The organism is Citrobacter sp. KH_055_1, assembly GCF_057838705.1.
In genome coordinates this window covers 4,415,935-4,434,981 of sequence record NZ_CM174473.1, presented here as the reverse complement: position 1 = coordinate 4,434,981, position 19,047 = coordinate 4,415,935, and the positions used below count along the sequence as shown (strand labels likewise).

Annotated in this window: 16 protein-coding genes; 11 read left to right on the top strand and 5 right to left on the bottom strand. The window is 54.2% G+C overall.

Annotated features, from left to right (window positions below; all coding sequences use genetic code 11):
* Nucleotides 1-57 precede the first annotated feature (57 nt).
* The 4 genes from AC3ITF_RS20840 to psiE all read left to right on the top strand — a co-directional run bounded on the left by AC3ITF_RS20840 (nt 58) and on the right by psiE (nt 4,112).
* Complete coding sequence (locus AC3ITF_RS20840) at nt 58-696, top strand: YjbF family lipoprotein (protein ID WP_115259714.1); 639 nt, start codon at nt 58-60, stop codon at nt 694-696.
* Complete coding sequence (locus tag AC3ITF_RS20835) at nt 693-1,430, top strand: capsule biosynthesis GfcC family protein (RefSeq protein ID WP_137399217.1); 738 nt, start codon at nt 693-695, stop codon at nt 1,428-1,430. Before AC3ITF_RS20840 ends, AC3ITF_RS20835 begins: the two co-directional genes overlap by 4 nt.
* Entirely contained in the window at nt 1,430-3,526 is a 2,097-nt protein-coding gene (locus AC3ITF_RS20830; protein ID WP_174361432.1) for a YjbH domain-containing protein, read from the top strand. The genes AC3ITF_RS20835 and AC3ITF_RS20830 overlap by 1 nt, the downstream gene beginning before the upstream one ends.
* A gap of 175 nt (nt 3,527-3,701) precedes the next feature.
* Nucleotides 3,702-4,112 carry a phosphate-starvation-inducible protein PsiE gene (gene psiE / locus AC3ITF_RS20825; RefSeq protein WP_096758732.1) on the top strand — a complete coding sequence of 137 codons (411 nt, stop codon included), beginning with the start codon at nt 3,702-3,704 and terminating at the stop codon, nt 4,110-4,112.
* Between the two features lie 44 nt (nt 4,113-4,156).
* On the opposite strand, the gene xylE is transcribed toward psiE, so the two are convergent.
* The 4 genes from xylE to malE form a co-directional block, all read right to left on the bottom strand.
* Complete coding sequence (gene xylE / locus AC3ITF_RS20820; protein ID WP_489175990.1) at nt 4,157-5,632, bottom strand: D-xylose transporter XylE; 1,476 nt, start codon at nt 5,630-5,632, stop codon at nt 4,157-4,159.
* Between the two features lie 323 nt (nt 5,633-5,955).
* Complete coding sequence (gene malG, locus AC3ITF_RS20815) at nt 5,956-6,846, bottom strand: maltose ABC transporter permease MalG (RefSeq protein WP_043018069.1); 891 nt, start codon at nt 6,844-6,846, stop codon at nt 5,956-5,958.
* A gap of 14 nt (nt 6,847-6,860) precedes the next feature.
* Nucleotides 6,861-8,405 (bottom strand): maltose ABC transporter permease MalF, encoded by a 1,545-nt coding sequence (malF, locus tag AC3ITF_RS20810; protein ID WP_117343610.1) that lies wholly within the window; start codon nt 8,403-8,405, stop codon nt 6,861-6,863.
* 130 nt (nt 8,406-8,535) lie between these two features.
* Nucleotides 8,536-9,726 (bottom strand): maltose/maltodextrin ABC transporter substrate-binding protein MalE, encoded by a 1,191-nt coding sequence (malE, locus tag AC3ITF_RS20805; RefSeq protein WP_096758727.1) that lies wholly within the window; start codon nt 9,724-9,726, stop codon nt 8,536-8,538.
* 371 nt (nt 9,727-10,097) lie between these two features.
* Between malE and malK the strand changes: the two genes are divergently transcribed.
* From malK to ubiA, 5 genes are all read left to right on the top strand, one after another.
* Nucleotides 10,098-11,207 carry a maltose/maltodextrin ABC transporter ATP-binding protein MalK gene (gene malK, locus AC3ITF_RS20800; protein ID WP_096758726.1) on the top strand — a complete coding sequence of 370 codons (1,110 nt, stop codon included), beginning with the start codon at nt 10,098-10,100 and terminating at the stop codon, nt 11,205-11,207.
* A gap of 75 nt (nt 11,208-11,282) precedes the next feature.
* Complete coding sequence (locus AC3ITF_RS20795; protein ID WP_137399214.1) at nt 11,283-12,641, top strand: maltoporin; 1,359 nt, start codon at nt 11,283-11,285, stop codon at nt 12,639-12,641.
* 113 nt (nt 12,642-12,754) lie between these two features.
* The gene (malM, locus tag AC3ITF_RS20790; protein WP_115259707.1) at nt 12,755-13,705 is read left to right on the top strand and encodes a maltose operon protein MalM; all 951 of its coding nucleotides are present in this window, start codon (nt 12,755-12,757) and stop codon (nt 13,703-13,705) included.
* A gap of 180 nt (nt 13,706-13,885) precedes the next feature.
* Nucleotides 13,886-14,383 carry a chorismate lyase gene (gene ubiC / locus AC3ITF_RS20785; RefSeq protein WP_096758723.1) on the top strand — a complete coding sequence of 166 codons (498 nt, stop codon included), beginning with the start codon at nt 13,886-13,888 and terminating at the stop codon, nt 14,381-14,383.
* A gap of 13 nt (nt 14,384-14,396) precedes the next feature.
* Nucleotides 14,397-15,269 (top strand): 4-hydroxybenzoate octaprenyltransferase, encoded by an 873-nt coding sequence (gene ubiA, locus AC3ITF_RS20780; protein ID WP_489175989.1) that lies wholly within the window; start codon nt 14,397-14,399, stop codon nt 15,267-15,269.
* 52 nt (nt 15,270-15,321) lie between these two features.
* Here ubiA and plsB read toward each other — a convergent pair whose 3' ends face one another.
* A complete protein-coding gene (gene plsB, locus AC3ITF_RS20775) occupies nt 15,322-17,742 on the bottom strand; it encodes a glycerol-3-phosphate 1-O-acyltransferase PlsB (RefSeq protein WP_115259706.1) in 2,421 nt (806 codons plus the stop codon).
* A gap of 170 nt (nt 17,743-17,912) precedes the next feature.
* Between plsB and AC3ITF_RS20770 the strand changes: the two genes are divergently transcribed.
* Together AC3ITF_RS20770 and lexA are read left to right on the top strand one after the other, a co-directional pair.
* Nucleotides 17,913-18,281: a diacylglycerol kinase gene (locus tag AC3ITF_RS20770; protein WP_045438520.1), complete on the top strand. Its 369-nt coding sequence runs from the start codon at nt 17,913-17,915 to the stop codon at nt 18,279-18,281.
* Nucleotides 18,282-18,390: 109 nt separating this feature from the next.
* Entirely contained in the window at nt 18,391-18,999 is a 609-nt protein-coding gene (lexA, locus tag AC3ITF_RS20765; RefSeq protein ID WP_096758720.1) for a transcriptional repressor LexA, read from the top strand.
* The last annotated feature ends 48 nt before the right edge of the window (nt 19,000-19,047 follow it).

Here is a 19,047-nt window from a genome sequence, read left to right as displayed (position 1 = left end):
TGGGATTTGTAGGCCGGGTAAGCGTCGCGCCACCCGGCAATAATGCGGAGAAACGTCGTGATGCGACCAGCGCTCATATTGGTTTGTCTGTTATTACAGGCGTGTTCAGCTACCACCGAAGGGCTGGGTCATTCGCTGTGGCAAAGCGTGTTGGGTACTCCCGGCGTACAGATGACGGATGATGATATCCACAACATGCCTTACGCCAGCCAGTACATGCAGCTTAACGGCGGTCCGCAGCTGTTTGTGGTGCTCGCTTTCGCTGAAAACGGGCAGCAGAAATGGGTCACCCAGGACCAGGCCATGCTCGTAACGCAACACGGGCGTCTGGTGAAAACGCTGCTGGGCGGAGACAACCTGATCGCGGTGAATAATCTGGCGGCGGACCCGCTTATCAAACCAAACCAGATTGTTGATGGCGTCACCTGGACCCGCACGATGGGCTGGACCGAGCATAAGCAGGTGCGCTACGCCACTGCCCGTTCGGTCTTCAGATGGGACGGCACTGACAGCATTCGGGTTGCCAGCGAAGATACCCCGGTACGCGTACTGGATGAAGAAGTCACCACCGATCGGACTCGCTGGCATAACCGTTACTGGATCGACAGTGACGGGATGATTCGCCAGTCAGAGCAGTATCTGGGTGCGAATTATTTCCCGGTGAAGACCACGCTGATCAAGGCGGCAAAATCATGATGAAACGAATGATTACCGCGCTGACTTTTAGCCTTTGTGCGGCATCTGTTTTTGCCGCAGGAACGGTAAAAGTGATCACCTCAGGCAGTGCAGAACCGAAAACGCTGACCGGCGCGGAACATCTTATCGATCTGGTGGGTCAACCCACGCTGGCGAATAGCTGGTGGCCCGCGGCGGTGATCGGGGAAGAGCTGGCGACGGTTACCGCGCAGCGCCAGCAACAGACGCTGTTGGGACGGCTGGCGGCGCTGAGTGCAGAAGAAGGCGGCGACGATGCAGCCGCTATCAACACGCTACGCCAGCAAATTCAGACCCTGAAGGTAACCGGCAGACAGCGGGTGAATCTCGACCCGGACGCGGTGCGGGTGAGTGAACGGGGGAATCCGCCGTTGCAGGGCAACTACACGCTGTGGGTTGGGCCTCAGCCAACGGAAATCACCCTGTTTGGCGCGATCAATCATCCGGGTAAACAGCCGTTTATGCCAGGGCGTGATATCGCCAGCTATCTCGCCGGACAAAGTCTGCTGAGCGGTGCAGATCGCAGCTATGCGTGGGTGGTCTATCCCGATGGACGCACGCAAAAAGTACCGGTCGCTTACTGGAATAAACGTCACGTTGAGCCGATGCCCGGCAGCATCATTTTTGTTGGGCTGTCTGACTCTGTCTGGAGCCGCGCCCCGGATCAAATCAATGCCGACATTCTTCGTACTCTGACCCAGCGGATACCTGAATAATGAGAAAAACTTATCTGCTCAGCCTGCTGGCGCTGGGTATCAGCACGGCCTGCCACGGTGAAACGTACCCTGCGCCGATTGGGCCTTCCCAGTCTGACTTTGGCGGTGTGGGGCTGCTGCAAACGCCAACCGCGCGGATGGCGCGTGAAGGGGAAATGAGCCTCAACTACCGCGATAACGATCAGTACCGTTACTACTCCGCGTCGGTGCAGTTGTTCCCGTGGCTGGAAACGACCTTACGCTATACCGATGTGCGCACCAAAAAATACAGTAGCGTGGAGTCATTTTCAGGCGATCAGACGTATAAAGACAAAGCGTTCGATCTCAAATTGCGATTGTGGGAAGAGAGCTACTGGATGCCGCAGGTCGCGGTTGGCGCACGGGATATCGGCGGAACCGGTCTGTTTGATGCGGAATACATCGTGGCCAACAAAGCCTGGGGGCCGTTTGATTTCTCGCTTGGTCTTGGCTGGGGATATCTTGGTACCAGCGGTAATGTGAGTAATCCGCTGTGCTCGTACAGCGATAAATTCTGTTATCGCGATAACAGCTATAAACAGGCGGGCTCCATCGACGGTAGCCAGATGTTCCACGGCCCTGCGTCACTGTTTGGCGGCGTGGAATACCAGACGCCCTGGCAGCCGCTGCGCCTGAAGCTGGAATATGAGGGTAACAACTACCAGCAGGATTTTGCCGGCAAGCTGGATCAGAAGAGCAAGTTTAACGTCGGCGCCATTTACCGCGTCACCGATTGGGCCGACGTTAACCTCAGCTACGAGCGCGGTAATACCTTTATGTTCGGTGTCACGCTACGCACGAACTTCAACGATCTGCGACCAACGTATAACGACAACGCGCGACCGCAATATCAGCCCCAGCCGCAGGATGCCATCCTGCAACATTCGGTGGTGGCGAATCAGCTCACGCTACTGAAATACAACGCCGGGCTGGCGGATCCGAAACTCCAGGTGCAGGGCGATACGCTGTACGTGACCGGCGAACAGGTGAAATACCGTGACTCGCGGGAAGGGATCGAACGGGCAAATCGGATCGTAATGAACGATCTCCCTGAGGGGATTCGTACGATCCGTATTACGGAAAATCGCCTGAATTTACCGCAGGTCACCACCGAAACAGATGTTGCGAGTCTGCAGGATCATCTGCAAGGCGAGCCGCTGGGCCATGAAACACCGCTGGTGCAAAAGCGCGTGGAGCCCGTGGTGCCGCAGACCACCGAGCAGGGCTGGTATATCGATAAATCACGCTTTGATTTTCACATTGATCCGGTACTCAACCAGTCCGTGGGCGGCCCGGAAAACTTCTATATGTATCAGCTGGGTGTCATGGGAACGGCAGATCTGTGGGTGACAGACCATCTGCTCACGACCGGCAGTCTGTTTGCTAACCTGGCCAATAACTACGACAAGTTTAACTACACCAATCCGCCCAGTGATTCACATTTGCCGCGGGTCCGTACTCACGTCCGTGACTACGTGCAGAACGATGTGTATGTGAATAACCTGCAGGCCAACTACTTCCAGTCACTCGGCAACGGGTTTTACGGACAAGTGTACGGTGGCTATCTGGAAACCATGTTTGGCGGCGCAGGGGCTGAAGTGCTGTACCGTCCACTGGACAGCAATTGGGCGTTTGGCGTTGACGCCAACTATGTGAAGCAGCGTGACTGGCGCAGTGCGCAGGACATGATGAAATTCACCGACTACAGCGTGAAGACCGGACATCTGACGGCGTACTGGAACCCGTCGTTTGCCCAGGATGTACTGGTAAAAGCCAGCGTGGGGCAGTACCTGGCGGGCGATAAAGGCGGGACCCTTGAAATCGCCAAACGCTTCGACAGCGGCGTGGTGGTCGGCGGTTATGCAACCCTCACCGATGCATCACCGGATGAGTATGGGGAAGGTGATTTCACCAAAGGCGTGTATGTCTCCGTGCCGCTGGATCTCTTCTCCTCGGGACCAACCCGCAGCCGTGCGGCAATTGGCTGGACGCCGTTGACGCGCGACGGTGGTCAGCAGCTTGGGCGTAAGTTTGGTTTGTACGATATGACCAGTGACAGGAGTGAGAACTTCCGTTGATGTGAATGTTGATCGCCCGGTGACGCCACGCTTACCGGGCCTACGGTAGGCCGGATAAGGCAAAGCCGCCATCCGGCAAGAACCGTTGAGTGAACAAAACATAAACAAAAAATGTAGATCTCCGTCACATTTTTGCGTTATACAGGAACTTCGCCATTGAGCAAAAGGGGCTGCTATGACGCCGATATCTCGTCCGCGCGTGGAGTTTATCTCCACGATGTTACAGACTGTGTTGAATCTTGGGCTACTGAGTCTGGGGCTGATTCTGGTGGTATTCCTCGGCAAAGAGACGCTGCATCTGGCGGATGTGCTGTTCGCGCCGGAACAAACCAGCAAATATGAGCTGGTGGAAGGGCTGGTGGTTTACTTCCTCTACTTTGAATTTATCGCGCTGATTGTGAAGTACTTTCAGTCAGGTTTTCACTTTCCGCTGCGCTACTTTGTTTATATCGGGATCACGGCGATTGTGCGGTTGATCATCGTCGATCATAAAGCTCCCATGGACGTGTTGATCTATTCCGCAGCGATCCTGCTGCTGGTGATCACGCTGTGGCTGTGTAATTCCAAACGGTTGAAGCGTGAGTAAAAAATAACACGCCGCATTGGGCTGCGGCGTGTTGTTTACGTTGATTACTGCGCAGACGCGGGCTGCGTTTTCTCTGCTGCGGGTTCCCACAGCTCTTCGAGTTCTTCCAGCGTTTTGCCTTTGGTTTCCGGTACGAACTTCCACATAAACAGCGCCGCCAGAATGCCCATGCAACCGTAAATCCAGTAGGAGAAACCGTTGTGGAAATGGGCAACCAGCCACGAATTTTTGTCCATCATCGGGAAGGTCCAGGAGACAAAGTAGTTCGCCAACCACTGGGCGGCCACCGCAATGGCGAGCGCTTTGCCACGGATCGCGTTGGGGAAAATCTCAGCCAGCAGTACCCAGCACACCGGGCCCCAGGACATGGCGAATGCCGCAACATAAAACAGCATCGACAGCAGCGCCACCAGACCAGAAGCCTGGGTATAAAACGCAGTACCGAGGCTGAACATGCCGATGGCCATACCCAGCGCGCCAATAATTTGCAGCGGTTTACGGCCAAATTTATCGACCGTCATGATCGCCAGCACGGTGAAGCTCAGGTTGATTACGCCCACGATGATGGTCTGCAACAGCGCGACGTCGGTGCTGGCGCCCAGGGTTTTAAAAACTTCCGGCGCGTAGTAGAGAACAACGTTGATGCCGACGAACTGCTGGAAGATGGACAGCATGACGCCGATGACGATGACCGCAGTGCCAAACATCAGCAGACGCCCGCCTGTTTTGCGACCGTGCTCCAGTGACTGATTGATCTCCTGCATCGCCTGGGTAGCAAGATTGCTGCCCATAATTTTGCGCAGAATACCTTCCGCCTGCTCGTGTCTGCCGCGCGCCATCAGCCAGCGTGGGCTTTCCGGTACGGTATACAACAGCATTAAAAACAGCAGGGCGGGAATGCTTTCAGAGGCAAACATATAACGCCAGCCATCGGTATTCAGCCAGCTGGCGTCGCCGGAACGGGCAATAAAATAGTTTACGCAGTAGACCATCAGTTGCCCGAAAATAATCGCGAACTGGTTAAAGGAAACCAGTTTTCCACGAATATGTGCCGGGGCCAGTTCTGCGATATACATCGGTGAGAGCATGGAGGCTAAACCGACGCCGATACCACCAATAATGCGATAAATAACAAATTCGGGGACGTATCCGGCTAAATAAACAGGAACAGCATTATCCGGATTAATGGCGGTAAATCCTAATTCCGGCCATGCGGAACCGATGCCGGAAATAAAGAACAGGATCGCGGCGATTTTGAGTGAATCGCGACGACCAAAGCGGTTACTGCAATAGCCACCCAGCGCACCACCGATGATACAGCCAATTAGCGCGCTGGCGACGCAGAAGCCTAACAGTGAGTTTGCGGCGGATTCACTCAGATGTTGTGGGGCGACAAAAACCGTATTTAAGGACTCGACGGTACCGGAGATGACGGCGGTGTCGTAGCCGAATAACAGTCCTCCTAATGTGGCAACTAATGTAATCGAAAAAATATAACTGGAATTATATTGGGTATTCATTCAGACCTGCCTTAGAAGATACAGCTCTTTTTATCAGTGTTGTGATGGTGGATTTAACAGGCAGGTATGACAATTATCATTTTTTACATTGCAATTACGTTTTGTCTTTTCTGTGATCTTCACTCTGTTTAATTAATGTCCGCTCAGGCGAGAAATAAAATTGCAGTGATGGCGAGCACGAAAGAAAATAATCGTAACAGCAATGCAAAATTACATAAAAAAAGGGCGCTCCGTAGAGCGCCGAAAAACAGTCACAGGTTGGGATAACATAAGTTGAGGGTTGCAGTGGCATGCCCGTTGCCGGGCGGGTACATCGATGAAACTTAGCCTTTCACACCGCCTGCCGTCAGGCCGTTAACCAGCCAGCGCTGGGCCAGCAGGAACACCAGGGTGATCGGAATAGCAGAAAGCACGGCTGCAGCGGCAAAGTCGCCCCACAAATAGTTCTGTGGATTGAGATACTGCTGCATACCGACTGCCAGGGTATAGCTGTTCACATCACGCAACAACAGTGAGGCGACCGGGACTTCGGTAATTGCGGCGATGAACGACAGAATGAACACCACCGCCAGAATCGGCACCGACAACGGCAACAGCACCAGGCGGAATGCCTGCCACGGCGTTGCGCCATCCAGCGCGGCCGCTTCTTCCAGTGAACCGTCGATGGTTTCGAAATACCCCTTGATTGTCCAGACGTGCAGCGCAATGCCGCCAAGGTAGGCGAAGATCACGCCACCGTGGGTGTTCAGACCGATAAACGGAATGTACTGGCCCAGACGGTCAAACAAGGCATATAACGCCACCAGCGACAGTACCGCCGGGAACATCTGGAAAATCAGCATGCCTTTCAGCAACGTGGCTTTACCTGGGAAGCGCATGCGGGCGAAGGCGTAAGCACAGGTGGTGGAGAGGGTCACGATACCGATCGCGGTAATGGTGGCCACTTTCACCGAGTTCCACAGCCACAGCAGCACCGGGAACGGAGGCGGCGTCACGCGGCCATCCGCGTGTTCCACGCTAAAGCCCAGCGCCAGTTTCCAGTGCTCCCAGGAGATATTTTCCGGGATCAGACTGCCGGTGGCGAAGTTACCTTCGCGCAGCGAGATGGCAATGACCATCAGCAGCGGGAACATAATTGCCGCGATAAAAATCAGCAGACCTAAGTGCGTTGCGAATAAACGTAACTTTTGTGATTTCGGTTGGACCATAGCCATTGTCGTTATCTCCCTTAATCAAACTTCATACGTGTAGCTTTCAGGTTCACAATGGCCAGCGCACCGACCAGCAGGAAGATCAGGGTGGCTATCGCCGCCGCCAGACCGAAGTCCTGACCGCCGCCGCCTTCAAAGGCGATACGGTAGGTGTAACTGACGAGCAGGTCGGTATAACCGGCTGGCGTGGTGGTACCGAGTCGGTCCGGGCCACCGTTGGTCAACAGCTGAATCAGCACGAAGTTGTTAAAGTTAAAGGCAAAGCTGGCGATCATCAGCGGCGTCAGCGGCTTGATCAGCAACGGCAGCGTAATCTTAAAGAAGTTCTGGAATGGGCCAGCGCCATCCATTGCCGAGGCTTCATACAGATCGTCGGGAATCGCCTTCAGCAGCCCCATGCACAGGATCATCATGTACGGATAGCCCAGCCAGGTGTTGACGATGATAATCATCGAACGCGCGGTGGTTGGGTCACTGAACCAGGCCGGCTTGATGCCGAACAGCGCGCTCAACATCATGTTGATTTCACCGAAGCTCTGGTTAAATAACCCCTTGAAAATCAGTATCGAGATAAACGACGGCACGGCGTAAGGCAGAATCAGCAGCACGCGATAAATCGCTTTGCCTTTCAGCGATTCCCATTGCACCAGACAGGCCAGAATCATACCGACGGCAACGGTCAGGATGACGGTGAGCACCGAGAAGACGACGGTCCAGATAAAGATCGCGAAGAACGGTTTCTGAATGCCTTCATCGGTAAAGACGCGGGTGAAGTTATCCCAGCCGATGGCGACGGTATAGCCTGGGCTGAGTTTCTCTGTACCCCAGCTACCGTCTAGCGCGAGTGACTGGTAGTAACCAATATCGTTATTGGCACGGTATTTTACGCCGCTCTGATTGTTGGTGAGCGTGCCGTCATCAGCAAGCGTATACAGCGGCTGCGTACCGGAGAACTGGCGCAGCGAGCTCATAATAACCTTGCTGTCATCCGGCAGCACGGCGGTCAGTTGGGTCAGCGCCTGGCGGTTTTGCGTGATGATACGCAGCGTGGCACGTTCACCTGCTGGCAGCGCTTCGGCTTCTTTCAGTTGTAGTTTCTGCTCGCCACCAAATTTAAAGGCGTCGGAGACATAATTTTTACCTGTTTCACCGTCGGTGAGGGCCAGTTGCCATTCCGTACCCGCCGGATACAGACCAAAGTTGTAGGTTTTACCCGCCTGATAAGAACGGTCCATCAGGACTTCCTGGGCGCGTTCAAAGGTCAGTTGGTTGGTACTGCTGTAGTTGGTAAAGGCAATTGCAATGGTGCAAATGAGTGGAAACAGAACAAATAACCCCATACCAGCCACGCCAGGATAGACATAGCGCCAGGCATAGGCTTTACGGTTGGCGAAAATATACAGGCCAGCAGAGCTTAAAATAAGCGTCATGATGGCAAACAGGTACTCCCCCTGAGCGTACATCAAAACAACAAGGTAGCCCACCAGCAGACCCAGCAGACCCATCACTGACCATTTCAGCGTGTCGCTTTGCCACCAGTATTTCTTTTTAATGACATCCATGGGGATCTTCCTCTACAACTTTGAACATCTGTCGGCAAAAATGCCTGATGGCGCTGCGCTTATCAGGCCTACAGTGATTTGTAGGCCGGATAAGGCATTCATGCCGCCATCCGGCACGTGCGCTACAGCATTACTTGGTGATACGACCTTGTGCATCTTTCAGCGCAGCATCAACGGTTTGACGACCGCTGGCGGCGTTGATCACTGCGGTACGAACGGCATACCAGAATGCAGACATCTGCGGGATGTTCGGCATGATTTCGCCTTTCTCGGCGTTACCCATGGTGGCCGCGATACGTGGATCTTTCGCTAACTCTTCCTGGAAGGATTTCAGCGCGACGGCACCCAGCGGTTTGTCCTTGTTCACTTCATCCAGACCCTGATCGGTCAGCAGGTAGTTTTCGAGGAACTCTTTCGCCAGTTCTTTGTTCGGGCTGGCGGCGTTAATACCGGCGCTCAGTACGCCGACAAACGGTTTAGACGCTTTGCCTTTGAAGGTTGGCAGCAGCGTTACGCCGTAGTTCACCTTGCTCTTATCGATGTTCGACCAGGCCCACGGACCGTTGATGGTCATCGCGGTATCGCCTTTGTTAAAGGCCGCTTCAGCGATGGAGTAGTCGGTATCCGCGTTCATGTGTTTGTTCTTAATCAGATCGACCAGGAAGGTCAGACCCGCTTTCGCGCCAGCGTTATCCACGCCCACGTCTTTGACGTCGTATTTGCCGTTTTCAAACTTGAACGCGTATCCGCCGTCGGCAGCAATCAGCGGCCAGGTGAAGTACGGTTCTTGCAGGTTGAACATCAGGGCGGATTTGCCTTTCGCCTTCAGCTCTTTATCCAGTGCAGGAATTTCTTCCCAGGTTTTCGGTGGGTTTGGCACGAGGTCTTTGTTGTAAATCAGCGACAGTGCTTCAACGGCGATCGGGTAGGCGATCAGTTTACCGTTGTAACGTACGGCATCCCAAGTGAACGGGAACAGTTTGTCCTGGAACGCTTTGTCTGGCGTAACTTCAGCCAACAGACCCGATTGCGCGTAGCCGCCAAAACGGTCATGTGCCCAGAAGATGATGTCCGGGCCGTCACCGGTCGCGGCAACCTGCGGGAATTTTTCTTCCAGCTTATCCGGATGTTCAATGGTGACTTTGATGCCGGTGTCTTTCTCGAATTTTTTACCCACTTCAGCGAGGCCGTTATAGCCTTTGTCGCCGTTGATCCAGATAACCAGTTTGCCCTCTTCAATCTTGGCGAGAGCCGAGGCGGAAAACATCATCGTCGTCAATGCAGACAATGCGAGGATGCGTGCGCCGGTTTTGATTTTCATATTCCCCATCCTTTTTGGTGATGTGCGCTTGGATACACAGAGGTGGCTTAACGGTGTCTAGTTTCTTTATACGGCAACCTCTTTCCATCCTCCTTACCCCTACGCCCCACCCACTCTTTATGTGATCTGTGTTACAGAAATGTGAGTAATGCGTGCTGGCGCACATAAAAACCCACTGATTTTTGCGGGCGACATCACGAAATTCCTTGGCGGCGTACGGCCCGGGTCTCAGACGCGACTCTCTCATCCTCCCGCCTCCTCCCCCATAAAAAAGCTGGGGGGTGGAGGATTCACGCTCCTAATGGATAACGCATAGTCAGCCCATGATGAATGTTGCTGTCGATGACAGGTTGTAACGAAGGGAGAAGGGCATGGCGAGCGTACAGCTGCGAAATGTAACGAAAGCCTGGGGTGACGTGGTGGTATCGAAGGATATCAATCTCGACATTCACGAAGGAGAGTTCGTGGTATTTGTCGGACCGTCAGGCTGCGGTAAGTCGACCTTGCTGCGTATGATCGCCGGGCTGGAAACCATCACCAGCGGCGACCTGTTTATCGGGGACACCCGAATGAACGACATCCCGCCCGCCGAACGCGGCGTGGGTATGGTCTTCCAGTCCTACGCGCTGTATCCCCATTTATCCGTCGCCGAGAACATGTCTTTCGGTCTCAAACTGGCCGGTGCCAAAAAAGACGTCATGAACCAGCGTGTGAATCAGGTCGCTGAAGTCCTGCAGCTGGCGCACCTGCTTGAGCGTAAGCCAAAAGCACTCTCTGGCGGTCAGCGTCAACGCGTGGCGATTGGCCGTACGCTGGTGGCTGAACCGCGCGTGTTCCTGCTCGATGAACCGCTTTCTAACCTGGATGCAGCACTGCGTGTGCAGATGCGTATTGAAATCTCCCGCCTGCATAAACGTCTGGGCCGCACGATGATTTACGTCACCCACGATCAGGTCGAAGCGATGACGCTGGCCGACAAAATCGTGGTGCTGGATGCGGGCCGCGTCGCGCAGGTCGGCAAGCCGCTGGAGCTGTACCACTACCCAGCCGACCGCTTTGTGGCGGGCTTTATTGGTTCACCGAAGATGAACTTCCTGCCGGTGAAAGTCACCGCAACCGCAATCGACCAAGTGCAGGTTGAATTACCTAACCGCCAGCAAATCTGGCTACCGGTAGAAAGCCGTGCCGTGCAGGTTGGCGCCAACATGTCCTTAGGTATTCGCCCGGAACATCTGCTGCCCAGCGATATCGCTGACGTCACCCTCGAAGGTGAAGTTCAGGTGGTCGAGCAGTTGGGCCACGAAACGCAAATTCATATCCAGATCCCCGCCATCCGTCAAAACCTGGTGTACCGCCAGAATGACGTGGTGTTGGTAGAAGAGGGTGCCACATTCGCTATCGGCCTGCCGCCAGAGCGTTGCCATCTGTTCCGTGAAGATGGCACTGCATGTCGTCGGTTGCATCAAGAGCCGGGCGTTTAAGGTGTCCCATTAAAAAAAAGCGCAAATCCGTCAAGGTGAAGCGTTCAAAGAAAAGCAATGATCTCAGGAGATAGAATGATGATTACTCTGCGCAAACTCCCTCTGGCGGTTGCTGTAGCAGCAGGCATTATGTCTGTTCAGGCAATGGCCGTGGATTTCCATGGTTATGCTCGTTCCGGTATCGGCTGGACGGGTAGTGGCGGCGAACAACAGTGTTTCCAGGCAACCGGTGCACAAAGTAAATACCGTCTCGGTAACGAATGTGAAACCTATGCGGAAATTAAACTGGGTCAGGAAGTGTGGAAAGAGGGCGATAAGAGCTTCTACTTCGACACTAACGTCGCCTACTCCGTCGCACAGCAGAATGACTGGGAAGGAACTGACCCGGCATTCCGTGAAGCAAACGTGCAGGGTAAAAACCTGATTGAATGGCTGCCAGGTTCCACCATTTGGGCCGGTAAGCGCTTCTACCAGCGTCATGATGTGCACATGATCGACTTCTACTACTGGGATATTTCAGGTCCTGGTGCCGGTATTGAAAACATCGATCTGGGCTTCGGTAAACTGGCGCTGGCAGCGACCCGTTCTCAGGAAGCGGGCGGCTCTTACGCGTTCAGCAGCCAGAATATTTATGATCGTACCAAAGACACCGCCAACGACGTGTTCGACGTGCGTTTAGCGCAAATGGCGATTAACCCGGACGGTATGCTGGAACTGGGTGTGGACTACGGTCGTGCTAATACCACCGATGACTACCACCTGGCAGACGGCGCATCAAAAGATGGCTGGATGTTCACCGCTGAACATACCCAGAGCATGCTGAAAGGCTATAACAAGTTTGTTGTTCAGTATGCGACAGACTCCATGACCACGCAGGGTAAAGGCCTGAACCAGGGCTCTTACGGTTCTTCTACGACAACCATTACCAATCCAGATGGTACTAAGACTAACTTCGCCAATAACGTGGTGAATAACAACGGTAGCCTGTTCCGCGTGCTGGACCACGGTGCTATCTCGCTGGGCGACAAATGGGACCTGATGTACGTCGGTATGTACCAGAACCTCGACATGGATAACGACCTGGGTACCGAATGGTACACCGTGGGTATCCGTCCGATGTACAAATGGACGCCGATCATGAGCACCCTGCTGGAAGTGGGCTATGACAACGTGAAATCGCAGCAGACCAGCGATCGCAACAGCCAGTACAAAGTTACCCTGGCGCAACAATGGCAGGCTGGCGACAGCATCTGGTCTCGTCCGGCAATCCGCGTCTTCGCAACCTATGCCAAATGGGATGAAGAGTGGGGCTACGTGAAAAATGGTAACGACGTTACCAAATTCGCGGCAGCAACTAACTCCGGTATCAGCACCACCAGCCGTGGCGACAGCGACGAGTGGTCCTTCGGTGCCCAGATGGAAATCTGGTGGTAATCCAGCATTAACCTGACGTAAAGACCGAAAGAGGGGCGTAAGCCCCTCTTACTTAAGGTTTAGCGCGCTATTGCCTGGCCACCGCTGAACCCATGCTATCTGAGGTGATAACAATGAAAATGAAGAAAAGTCTCGTTGCCCTTTGTTTATCTGCAGGGTTATTTGCCAGTGCGCCCGGCATCAGCCTGGCCGATGTGAATTTTGTGCCGCAGAACACCACCGGTGCACCCGCAATCCCCACTGCCGCACTGCAACAATTAGCCTGGACGCCTGTTGATCAATCCAAGGTTCAGTCCACACAGCTTGCGACTGCCGGTCAGCGTCTGGACGTGGCGGGGATTAGCGGTCCGGTTGCCGCCTATAGCGTACCGGCCAATATTGGTGAGCTGACTCTGACGCTCTCCAGTGAAGTTAACAAACAAACCAGCGTATTTGCGCCAAACGTCCTGATTCTTGATCAGAACATGACGCCATCTGCTTTCTTCCCCAGCAGCTATTTCACCTATCAGGAGCCCGGCGTGATGAGCGCGGATCGCCTGGAAGGGGTCATGCGCCTGACGCCAGCGCTGGGCCAGCAGAAGCTCTATGTTCTGGTCTTCACCACCGAGAAAGATCTCCAGCAGACCACGACTCTGCTTGACCCGGCAAAAGCCTATGCCAAGGGCGTGGGTAACGCCGTGCCGGATATCCCGGATCCGATCGCCCGTCATACCACAGATGGCTTGCTGAAACTAAAAGTCAAAACCAGCTCCTCCTCCAGCGTGCTGGTCGGGCCGCTGTTTGGCTCATCCGGTCCGGGACCGGTGACGGTGGGCAACACTGCCGCACCAGCAGCGGCCTATGCGGCTCCGGCTGCGGTGGCAGCTGCCCCGGTCGCCGCACCAGCCCCGCAGAAAAGCGAGCCGATGCTGAACGACACGGAAAGCTATTTTAACCAGGCGATTAAGGATGCTGTGGCGAAAGGCGATGTCGATAAAGCGCTGAAGCTGCTTGATGAAGCTGAACGTCTGGGATCCAAATCTGCCCGTTCCACCTTTATCAGCAGTGTAAAAGGCAAGGGGTAACCGTCTCCCCACATTGCTGATTTTGCAACAACTGGTGCGTCTCCTGGCGCACCTTTTTTTATCCTTCCATGCTACTTGTTATGCTTGTGTTGCTCCGCCGATCACTTAATCATGTTTGCTCACCCCGTAATGCCTTTTCTGCGATACAATGCCTGAACGTGATAAATCGGAGAGTAAGGCATGCCACACCCTGCGTTAACGCAACTGCGTGCGCTGCGTTATTTTGATGCGATCCCGACGCTGGACCCCCAACTGCTTGACTGGTTGTTACTGGAAGACTCCATGACCCAACGTTTTGAGCAGCAGGGAAAGCAGGTCAGCGTAACGTTGATACGAGAAGGATTTGTTGGGCAAAATGAGGTGGCCGAAGAACTGACGCTGCTGCCGACAGAATCCCGCTATTGGTTACGTGAAATCCTGCTCTGCGCGGATGGTGAACCCTGGCTTGCCGGGCGCACCGTGGTGCCGGAATCGACATTGTGTGGCCCTGAACTGGCCTTGCAAAATCTGGGGAAAACCCCGCTCGGGCGCTACCTGTTTACGTCATCGACATTGACCCGAGATTTTATTGAGATTGGCCGCGATGCAGAGCTGTGGGGGCGTCGTTCCCGCCTGCGGCTGAGCGGTAAGCCACTGATGCTTACCGAGCTTTTTTTACCTGCATCGCCGTTGTACTGAGAGGAAGATAAAGATGGAGTGGAGTCTGACGCAGAATAAGCTGCTGGCGTTTCACCGCTTGATGCGTACGGATAAGCCAATCGGCGCCTTACTGCTGCTCTGGCCAACGCTGTGGGCGTTGTGGGTGGCGACCCCTGGGGTTCCGCAATTGAGGATCCTGGCGGTGTTTGTGGCTGGCGTCTGGTTAATGCGCGCCGCCGGATGCGTGGTGAATGATTACGCTGACCGCAAATTTGACGGTCATGTGAAACGCACCGCGAACCGACCGCTGCCAAGCGGTGCCGTGACGGAGAAAGAAGCCCGCACGTTGTTTGTTGTGCTGGTGTTGCTCGCCTTCCTGCTGGTCCTGACGCTCAACACGATGACCATTTTGTTGTCGATTGCCGCGTTGGCGCTGGCGTGGGTTTATCCCTTCATGAAGCGCTATACGCACCTGCCGCAGGTGGTGCTGGGTGCGGCGTTTGGCTGGTCTATCCCGATGGCGTTTGCCGCCGTGAGCGAGTCGGTACCGCTCAGCTGCTGGTTGATGTTTCTGGCCAATATTCTCTGGGCAGTGGCTTATGACACCCAATATGCGATGGTCGACCGCGATGATGACCTGAAGATTGGCATTAAATCGACCGCTATCCTGTTCGGCCAAAACGACAAACTGATTATTGGTCTTCTGCAAGTGGGCGTACTGGTGCTGATGGCGCTGGTGGGCTGGCTGAACGGACTGGCGCTGGGCTATTACTGGTCTTTGCTGGTAGCAGGGGCGCTGTTTGTGTATCAGCAGAAGCTGATCGTTAACCGCGAGCGGGATGCCTGCTTTAAAGCATTTATGAATAACAACTACGTGGGCCTGGTGTTGTTCTTAGGCCTTGCGATGAGTTACTGGCATCTTTGAGTTTTAGTCTGCGATAAAAAAAAACCGGTCATTTCGACCGGTTTTTTTATGCTTACTCACCCTGAGTGGCGCTCTCGATGGTCAGACGGACATCCGACGTCACCAGTTCGGCCAGCATCTGGTAAATCTTCATCGTCTCTTCCGGCTCGGCATCTCCGGTGTCGCTGATGTAGCCTTCGTCACGCAGGGTCAGCACCAGGGAACTGAACACCGCTTTATCGAAGAATTCCGGTGCGTTGATACCGTGCAGTACGGAAAGACGTTGAGCGACGGTGCGGCTCTCTTTCTCCAGCGTACCGCGGTTGATCGACGGATTCGCGCTCAACAGCCAGAAGGTGATGGCGTAGCGCTGCAGAGTCTCACGCGCACCTGCGGCCAGCAGCTGTAGCGTGCGGGAGCGTGCCGGGTTGATTTGCAGCTCATCGTTTTGCAACGTAATCAGACCCTGACGCTGCATTTCTCCAGCCAGTTCGTCGATCACCCCTGTAAGCTCATCGCGCTCCCAGCGCAGGAACAGCTCGGCTTTCAGCATCGGATACAGTGCATCAATATGTTGCTGCAATGCGACGCGTGAAATCCGGCGATGCTGAGTCACAATCGCCGCCATCAGTGACGGCAGTACCAGCATATGCGCAATATTGTTGCGGTAGTAAGTCATCAATACCGCCTGCTCGCGCGGCAGAATGATGATGTCACCGATGGTATCTTTCTCGACCTCAAACTTGTTCATCTGCAGGGCGTGATCGATAAGCTCACTGGCACTCTGCGTCGGAACCGTTGCATCTGATGCATACGGTACGTTACGCAGCAGGCTGAGGTAGCAATCAAGCTGCTCAGTTAACTGCTCGCGGGTCAGGGAACGCTGGCGGGATGCCAGTAGCGCGGTACAGCACAGGTTCATGGCGTTGGCCGCACCGGCGTTGTTAATGCGCACCATCAGATCGGCGGCAATGTTATTGACCGTCGGCGTCAGCCAGGCAGGGCGAATCGACTCGATAGGATCGATAGACTCACGCCACTCCGGCACGTGCTGATTGAGGTAGGTCATCAATGGCATCGGTTCGCCAAAGTTGACGTAGCCCTGACCCAGATTACGCAGCTTGCTTAAGCCACGCAGCATCTGCGGCAGGCTCTCTTTCTCTTTTGTCGCGCCACGCAGTTCTTTCGCGTAGGTGCCGACTTCCATCACGTGCTCGTAGCCAATGTAAATCGGCACCAGGGTGATAGGACGCGTACCGCCGCGCAGCATTGCCTGGATGGTCATCGATAGCGTGCCGGTTTTCGGATCCAGCAAACGACCGGTACGTGAGCGCCCACCTTCGACAAAGTACTCAACCGAATAACCGCGGCTGAACAACTCGCCGAGGTATTCGCGGAAGACGGTGGAATAGAGCTTATTGCCCTTGAAGGTACGACGAATAAAGAACGCACCCAGGCGGCGGAAAATCGGGCCAGCCGGCCAGAAGTTCAGGTTGATCCCGGCCGCAATGTGCGGAGGAACCAGCCCCTGGTGATACAGAACGTACGACAGCAGCATGTAATCCATATGGCTGCGGTGGCAGGGGACATAGACAATTTCATGTCCGTCGTGCGCCAGTTGGCGAACGCGTTCTGCATTGTGAACGTTAATACCCTGATACAGTCGGTTCCAGGTGAATCCCAGAATACGGTCAGTCAGGCGGATCATCTCGTAGGAGAAGTTGGCGGCGATCTCTTCCATCAGCGCAATGGCATTTTGCTGCGCTTTTTCGTGGGAGATTTTTTTACTGCGGGCTTCATCTTCTACCGCACGGGCGATTGCTTTTGAGGCCAGCAGCTTATTAAACAGATCCTGGCGGGCAGGGAGGCGCGGGCCAACAGCAGCTAAACGCTGACGGGCAAAGTGCATACGCGCCACGCGCGCCAGTTTCTGAGCGATGATTTTATCCGTACCGTGTTCGTCTGCCATGCGGCGCAGAGAGACCGACGGCGAGAAACGGACAAAACTGTCGCGACCGAGCCAGGAAACGGCGAAGAATTTCTGTACGCCGTTCAGCATGCGCAGCGGCGGGTTGACTTCACCTTTTTCGCGGCCAGGCGCGCGGCCAAACATCACCGAAACCGGCACCATCTGCACATCCAGGTCAGGATTGCTGCGATGCAGATCGAGATAGTTATGGAACAGCTTGATGGACTCTTCTTTTGGTGTGTAATAGGTGAACACACGCGGACCGCCGTGAATAAACACGTAGCGCGGCAGTAAAGTCCCGTCTATCTCCAGCGGTTCCAGGGGATCGGGAAGATCGTGCGCCAAACATTGGGCACGTAGCGTCAGCAAGTCTGCTTTTGAGTTGTACGGTAGGACGTACATAATGGGACGAGACGTATCGAGCCCCAACTCCGGGGCAGGTTCTGCCGGAATAGACTTGCTTTTTACCAGGACGCTTAATGGTAAATTCAGTAATTTGTAGTAAATTCGTGGCCAGCCGGACATAAACGATGTAAAGCCTCTGGTTAATAATGCAAATGCGCTGCAAGGATATCAGAAAGTTTAGTGAATTTCTGGTGTATCCCGTCATACTTCGCGCTGCTTTGCCACACCCTGAAACAAACGGGGTAACGTTACAATGACATTGACGCTAATAATGTAAAAAGGTTCTTTTGATGGCCAATAATACCACTGGATTCACCCGAATTATCAAAGCTGCTGGCTACTCGTGGAAAGGTTTTCGCGCCGCATGGATAAATGAAGCGGCATTTCGTCAGGAAAGTGTTGCCGTACTGCTGGGCGTCGCCATCGCCTGCTGGCTGGACGTCGACGCCATTACCCGTGTGTTGTTGATTGGTTCAGTAATGCTGGTGATGATCGTTGAAATCTTAAACAGCGCTATTGAAGCAGTGGTCGACCGTATTGGATCGGAGTATCACGAACTTTCCGGTCGAGCGAAAGATATGGGGTCGGCGGCTGTTCTGCTGTCTATTTTTGTCGCCCTGATCACCTGGGGCATCCTGTTGTGGTCCCATTTTCGATAAGGATTCCACAACTTCATAAATCTCCTGTTTTTTGTGCAGTTTGCGGTTCCAAAATCGCCTTTAGCTGTATATACTCACAGCATAACTGTATATACACCCAGGGGGCGGAATGAAAGCGTTAACGGCCAGGCAGCAAGAGGTGTTTGATCTCATTCGGGATCACATCAGCCAGACAGGTATGCCACCGACGCGTGCGGAGATCGCGCAGCGTTTGGGATTCCGTTCCCCAAACGCGGCTGAAGAACACCTTAAAGCGCTGGCGCGTAAAGGGGTGCTCGAAATCGTCTCTGGCGCATCGCGTGGTATTCGTCTGTTGCATGAAGAAGAGGTAGGATTACCGCTTGTAGGCCGCGTTGCTGCAGGTGAGCCGCTGCTGGCGCAACAGCACATCGAAGGCCACTATCAGGTTGATCCATCCCTGTTCAAACCTAATGCTGATTTCCTGCTGCGCGTCAGCGGTATGTCAATGAAAGACATTGGTATTATGGATGGCGATCTGCTGGCAGTGCATAAGACACAGGACGTGCGTAACGGCCAGGTGGTTGTTGCCCGCATTGATGATGAAGTGACGGTTAAACGCCTGAAAAAACAGGGCAATAAGGTCGAGCTTCTGCCAGAAAACAGCGAGTTCAAACCGATCGTTGTCGACCTGCGTGAGCAGAACTTCACCATTGAAGGACTGGCCGTCGGCGTTATCCGTAACGGTGAATGGCTGTAACGGTCTGTTGATTTCCTGTAGGCCGGATAAGACGGTTACGTCGTCATC

What these genes read in the sequence shown, in the direction of transcription:
- AC3ITF_RS20835 (WP_137399217.1), top strand. Translation starts at nt 693, where the DNA reads ATGATGAAACGAATGATTACCGCGCTGACTTTTAGCCTTTGTGCGGCA.
- AC3ITF_RS20830 (WP_174361432.1), top strand. Translation starts at nt 1,430, where the DNA reads ATGAGAAAAACTTATCTGCTCAGCCTGCTGGCGCTGGGTATCAGCACG.
- psiE (WP_096758732.1), top strand. Translation starts at nt 3,702, where the DNA reads ATGACGCCGATATCTCGTCCGCGCGTGGAGTTTATCTCCACGATGTTA.
- xylE (WP_489175990.1), bottom strand. Translation starts at nt 5,632, where the DNA reads ATGAATACCCAATATAATTCCAGTTATATTTTTTCGATTACATTAGTT.
- malG (WP_043018069.1), bottom strand. Translation starts at nt 6,846, where the DNA reads ATGGCTATGGTCCAACCGAAATCACAAAAGTTACGTTTATTCGCAACG.
- malF (WP_117343610.1), bottom strand. Translation starts at nt 8,405, where the DNA reads ATGGATGTCATTAAAAAGAAATACTGGTGGCAAAGCGACACGCTGAAA.
- malE (WP_096758727.1), bottom strand. Translation starts at nt 9,726, where the DNA reads ATGAAAATCAAAACCGGCGCACGCATCCTCGCATTGTCTGCATTGACG.
- malK (WP_096758726.1), top strand. Translation starts at nt 10,098, where the DNA reads ATGGCGAGCGTACAGCTGCGAAATGTAACGAAAGCCTGGGGTGACGTG.
- AC3ITF_RS20795 (WP_137399214.1), top strand. Translation starts at nt 11,283, where the DNA reads ATGATGATTACTCTGCGCAAACTCCCTCTGGCGGTTGCTGTAGCAGCA.
- malM (WP_115259707.1), top strand. Translation starts at nt 12,755, where the DNA reads ATGAAAATGAAGAAAAGTCTCGTTGCCCTTTGTTTATCTGCAGGGTTA.
- ubiC (WP_096758723.1), top strand. Translation starts at nt 13,886, where the DNA reads ATGCCACACCCTGCGTTAACGCAACTGCGTGCGCTGCGTTATTTTGAT.
- ubiA (WP_489175989.1), top strand. Translation starts at nt 14,397, where the DNA reads ATGGAGTGGAGTCTGACGCAGAATAAGCTGCTGGCGTTTCACCGCTTG.
- plsB (WP_115259706.1), bottom strand. Translation starts at nt 17,742, where the DNA reads ATGTCCGGCTGGCCACGAATTTACTACAAATTACTGAATTTACCATTA.
- AC3ITF_RS20770 (WP_045438520.1), top strand. Translation starts at nt 17,913, where the DNA reads ATGGCCAATAATACCACTGGATTCACCCGAATTATCAAAGCTGCTGGC.
- lexA (WP_096758720.1), top strand. Translation starts at nt 18,391, where the DNA reads ATGAAAGCGTTAACGGCCAGGCAGCAAGAGGTGTTTGATCTCATTCGG.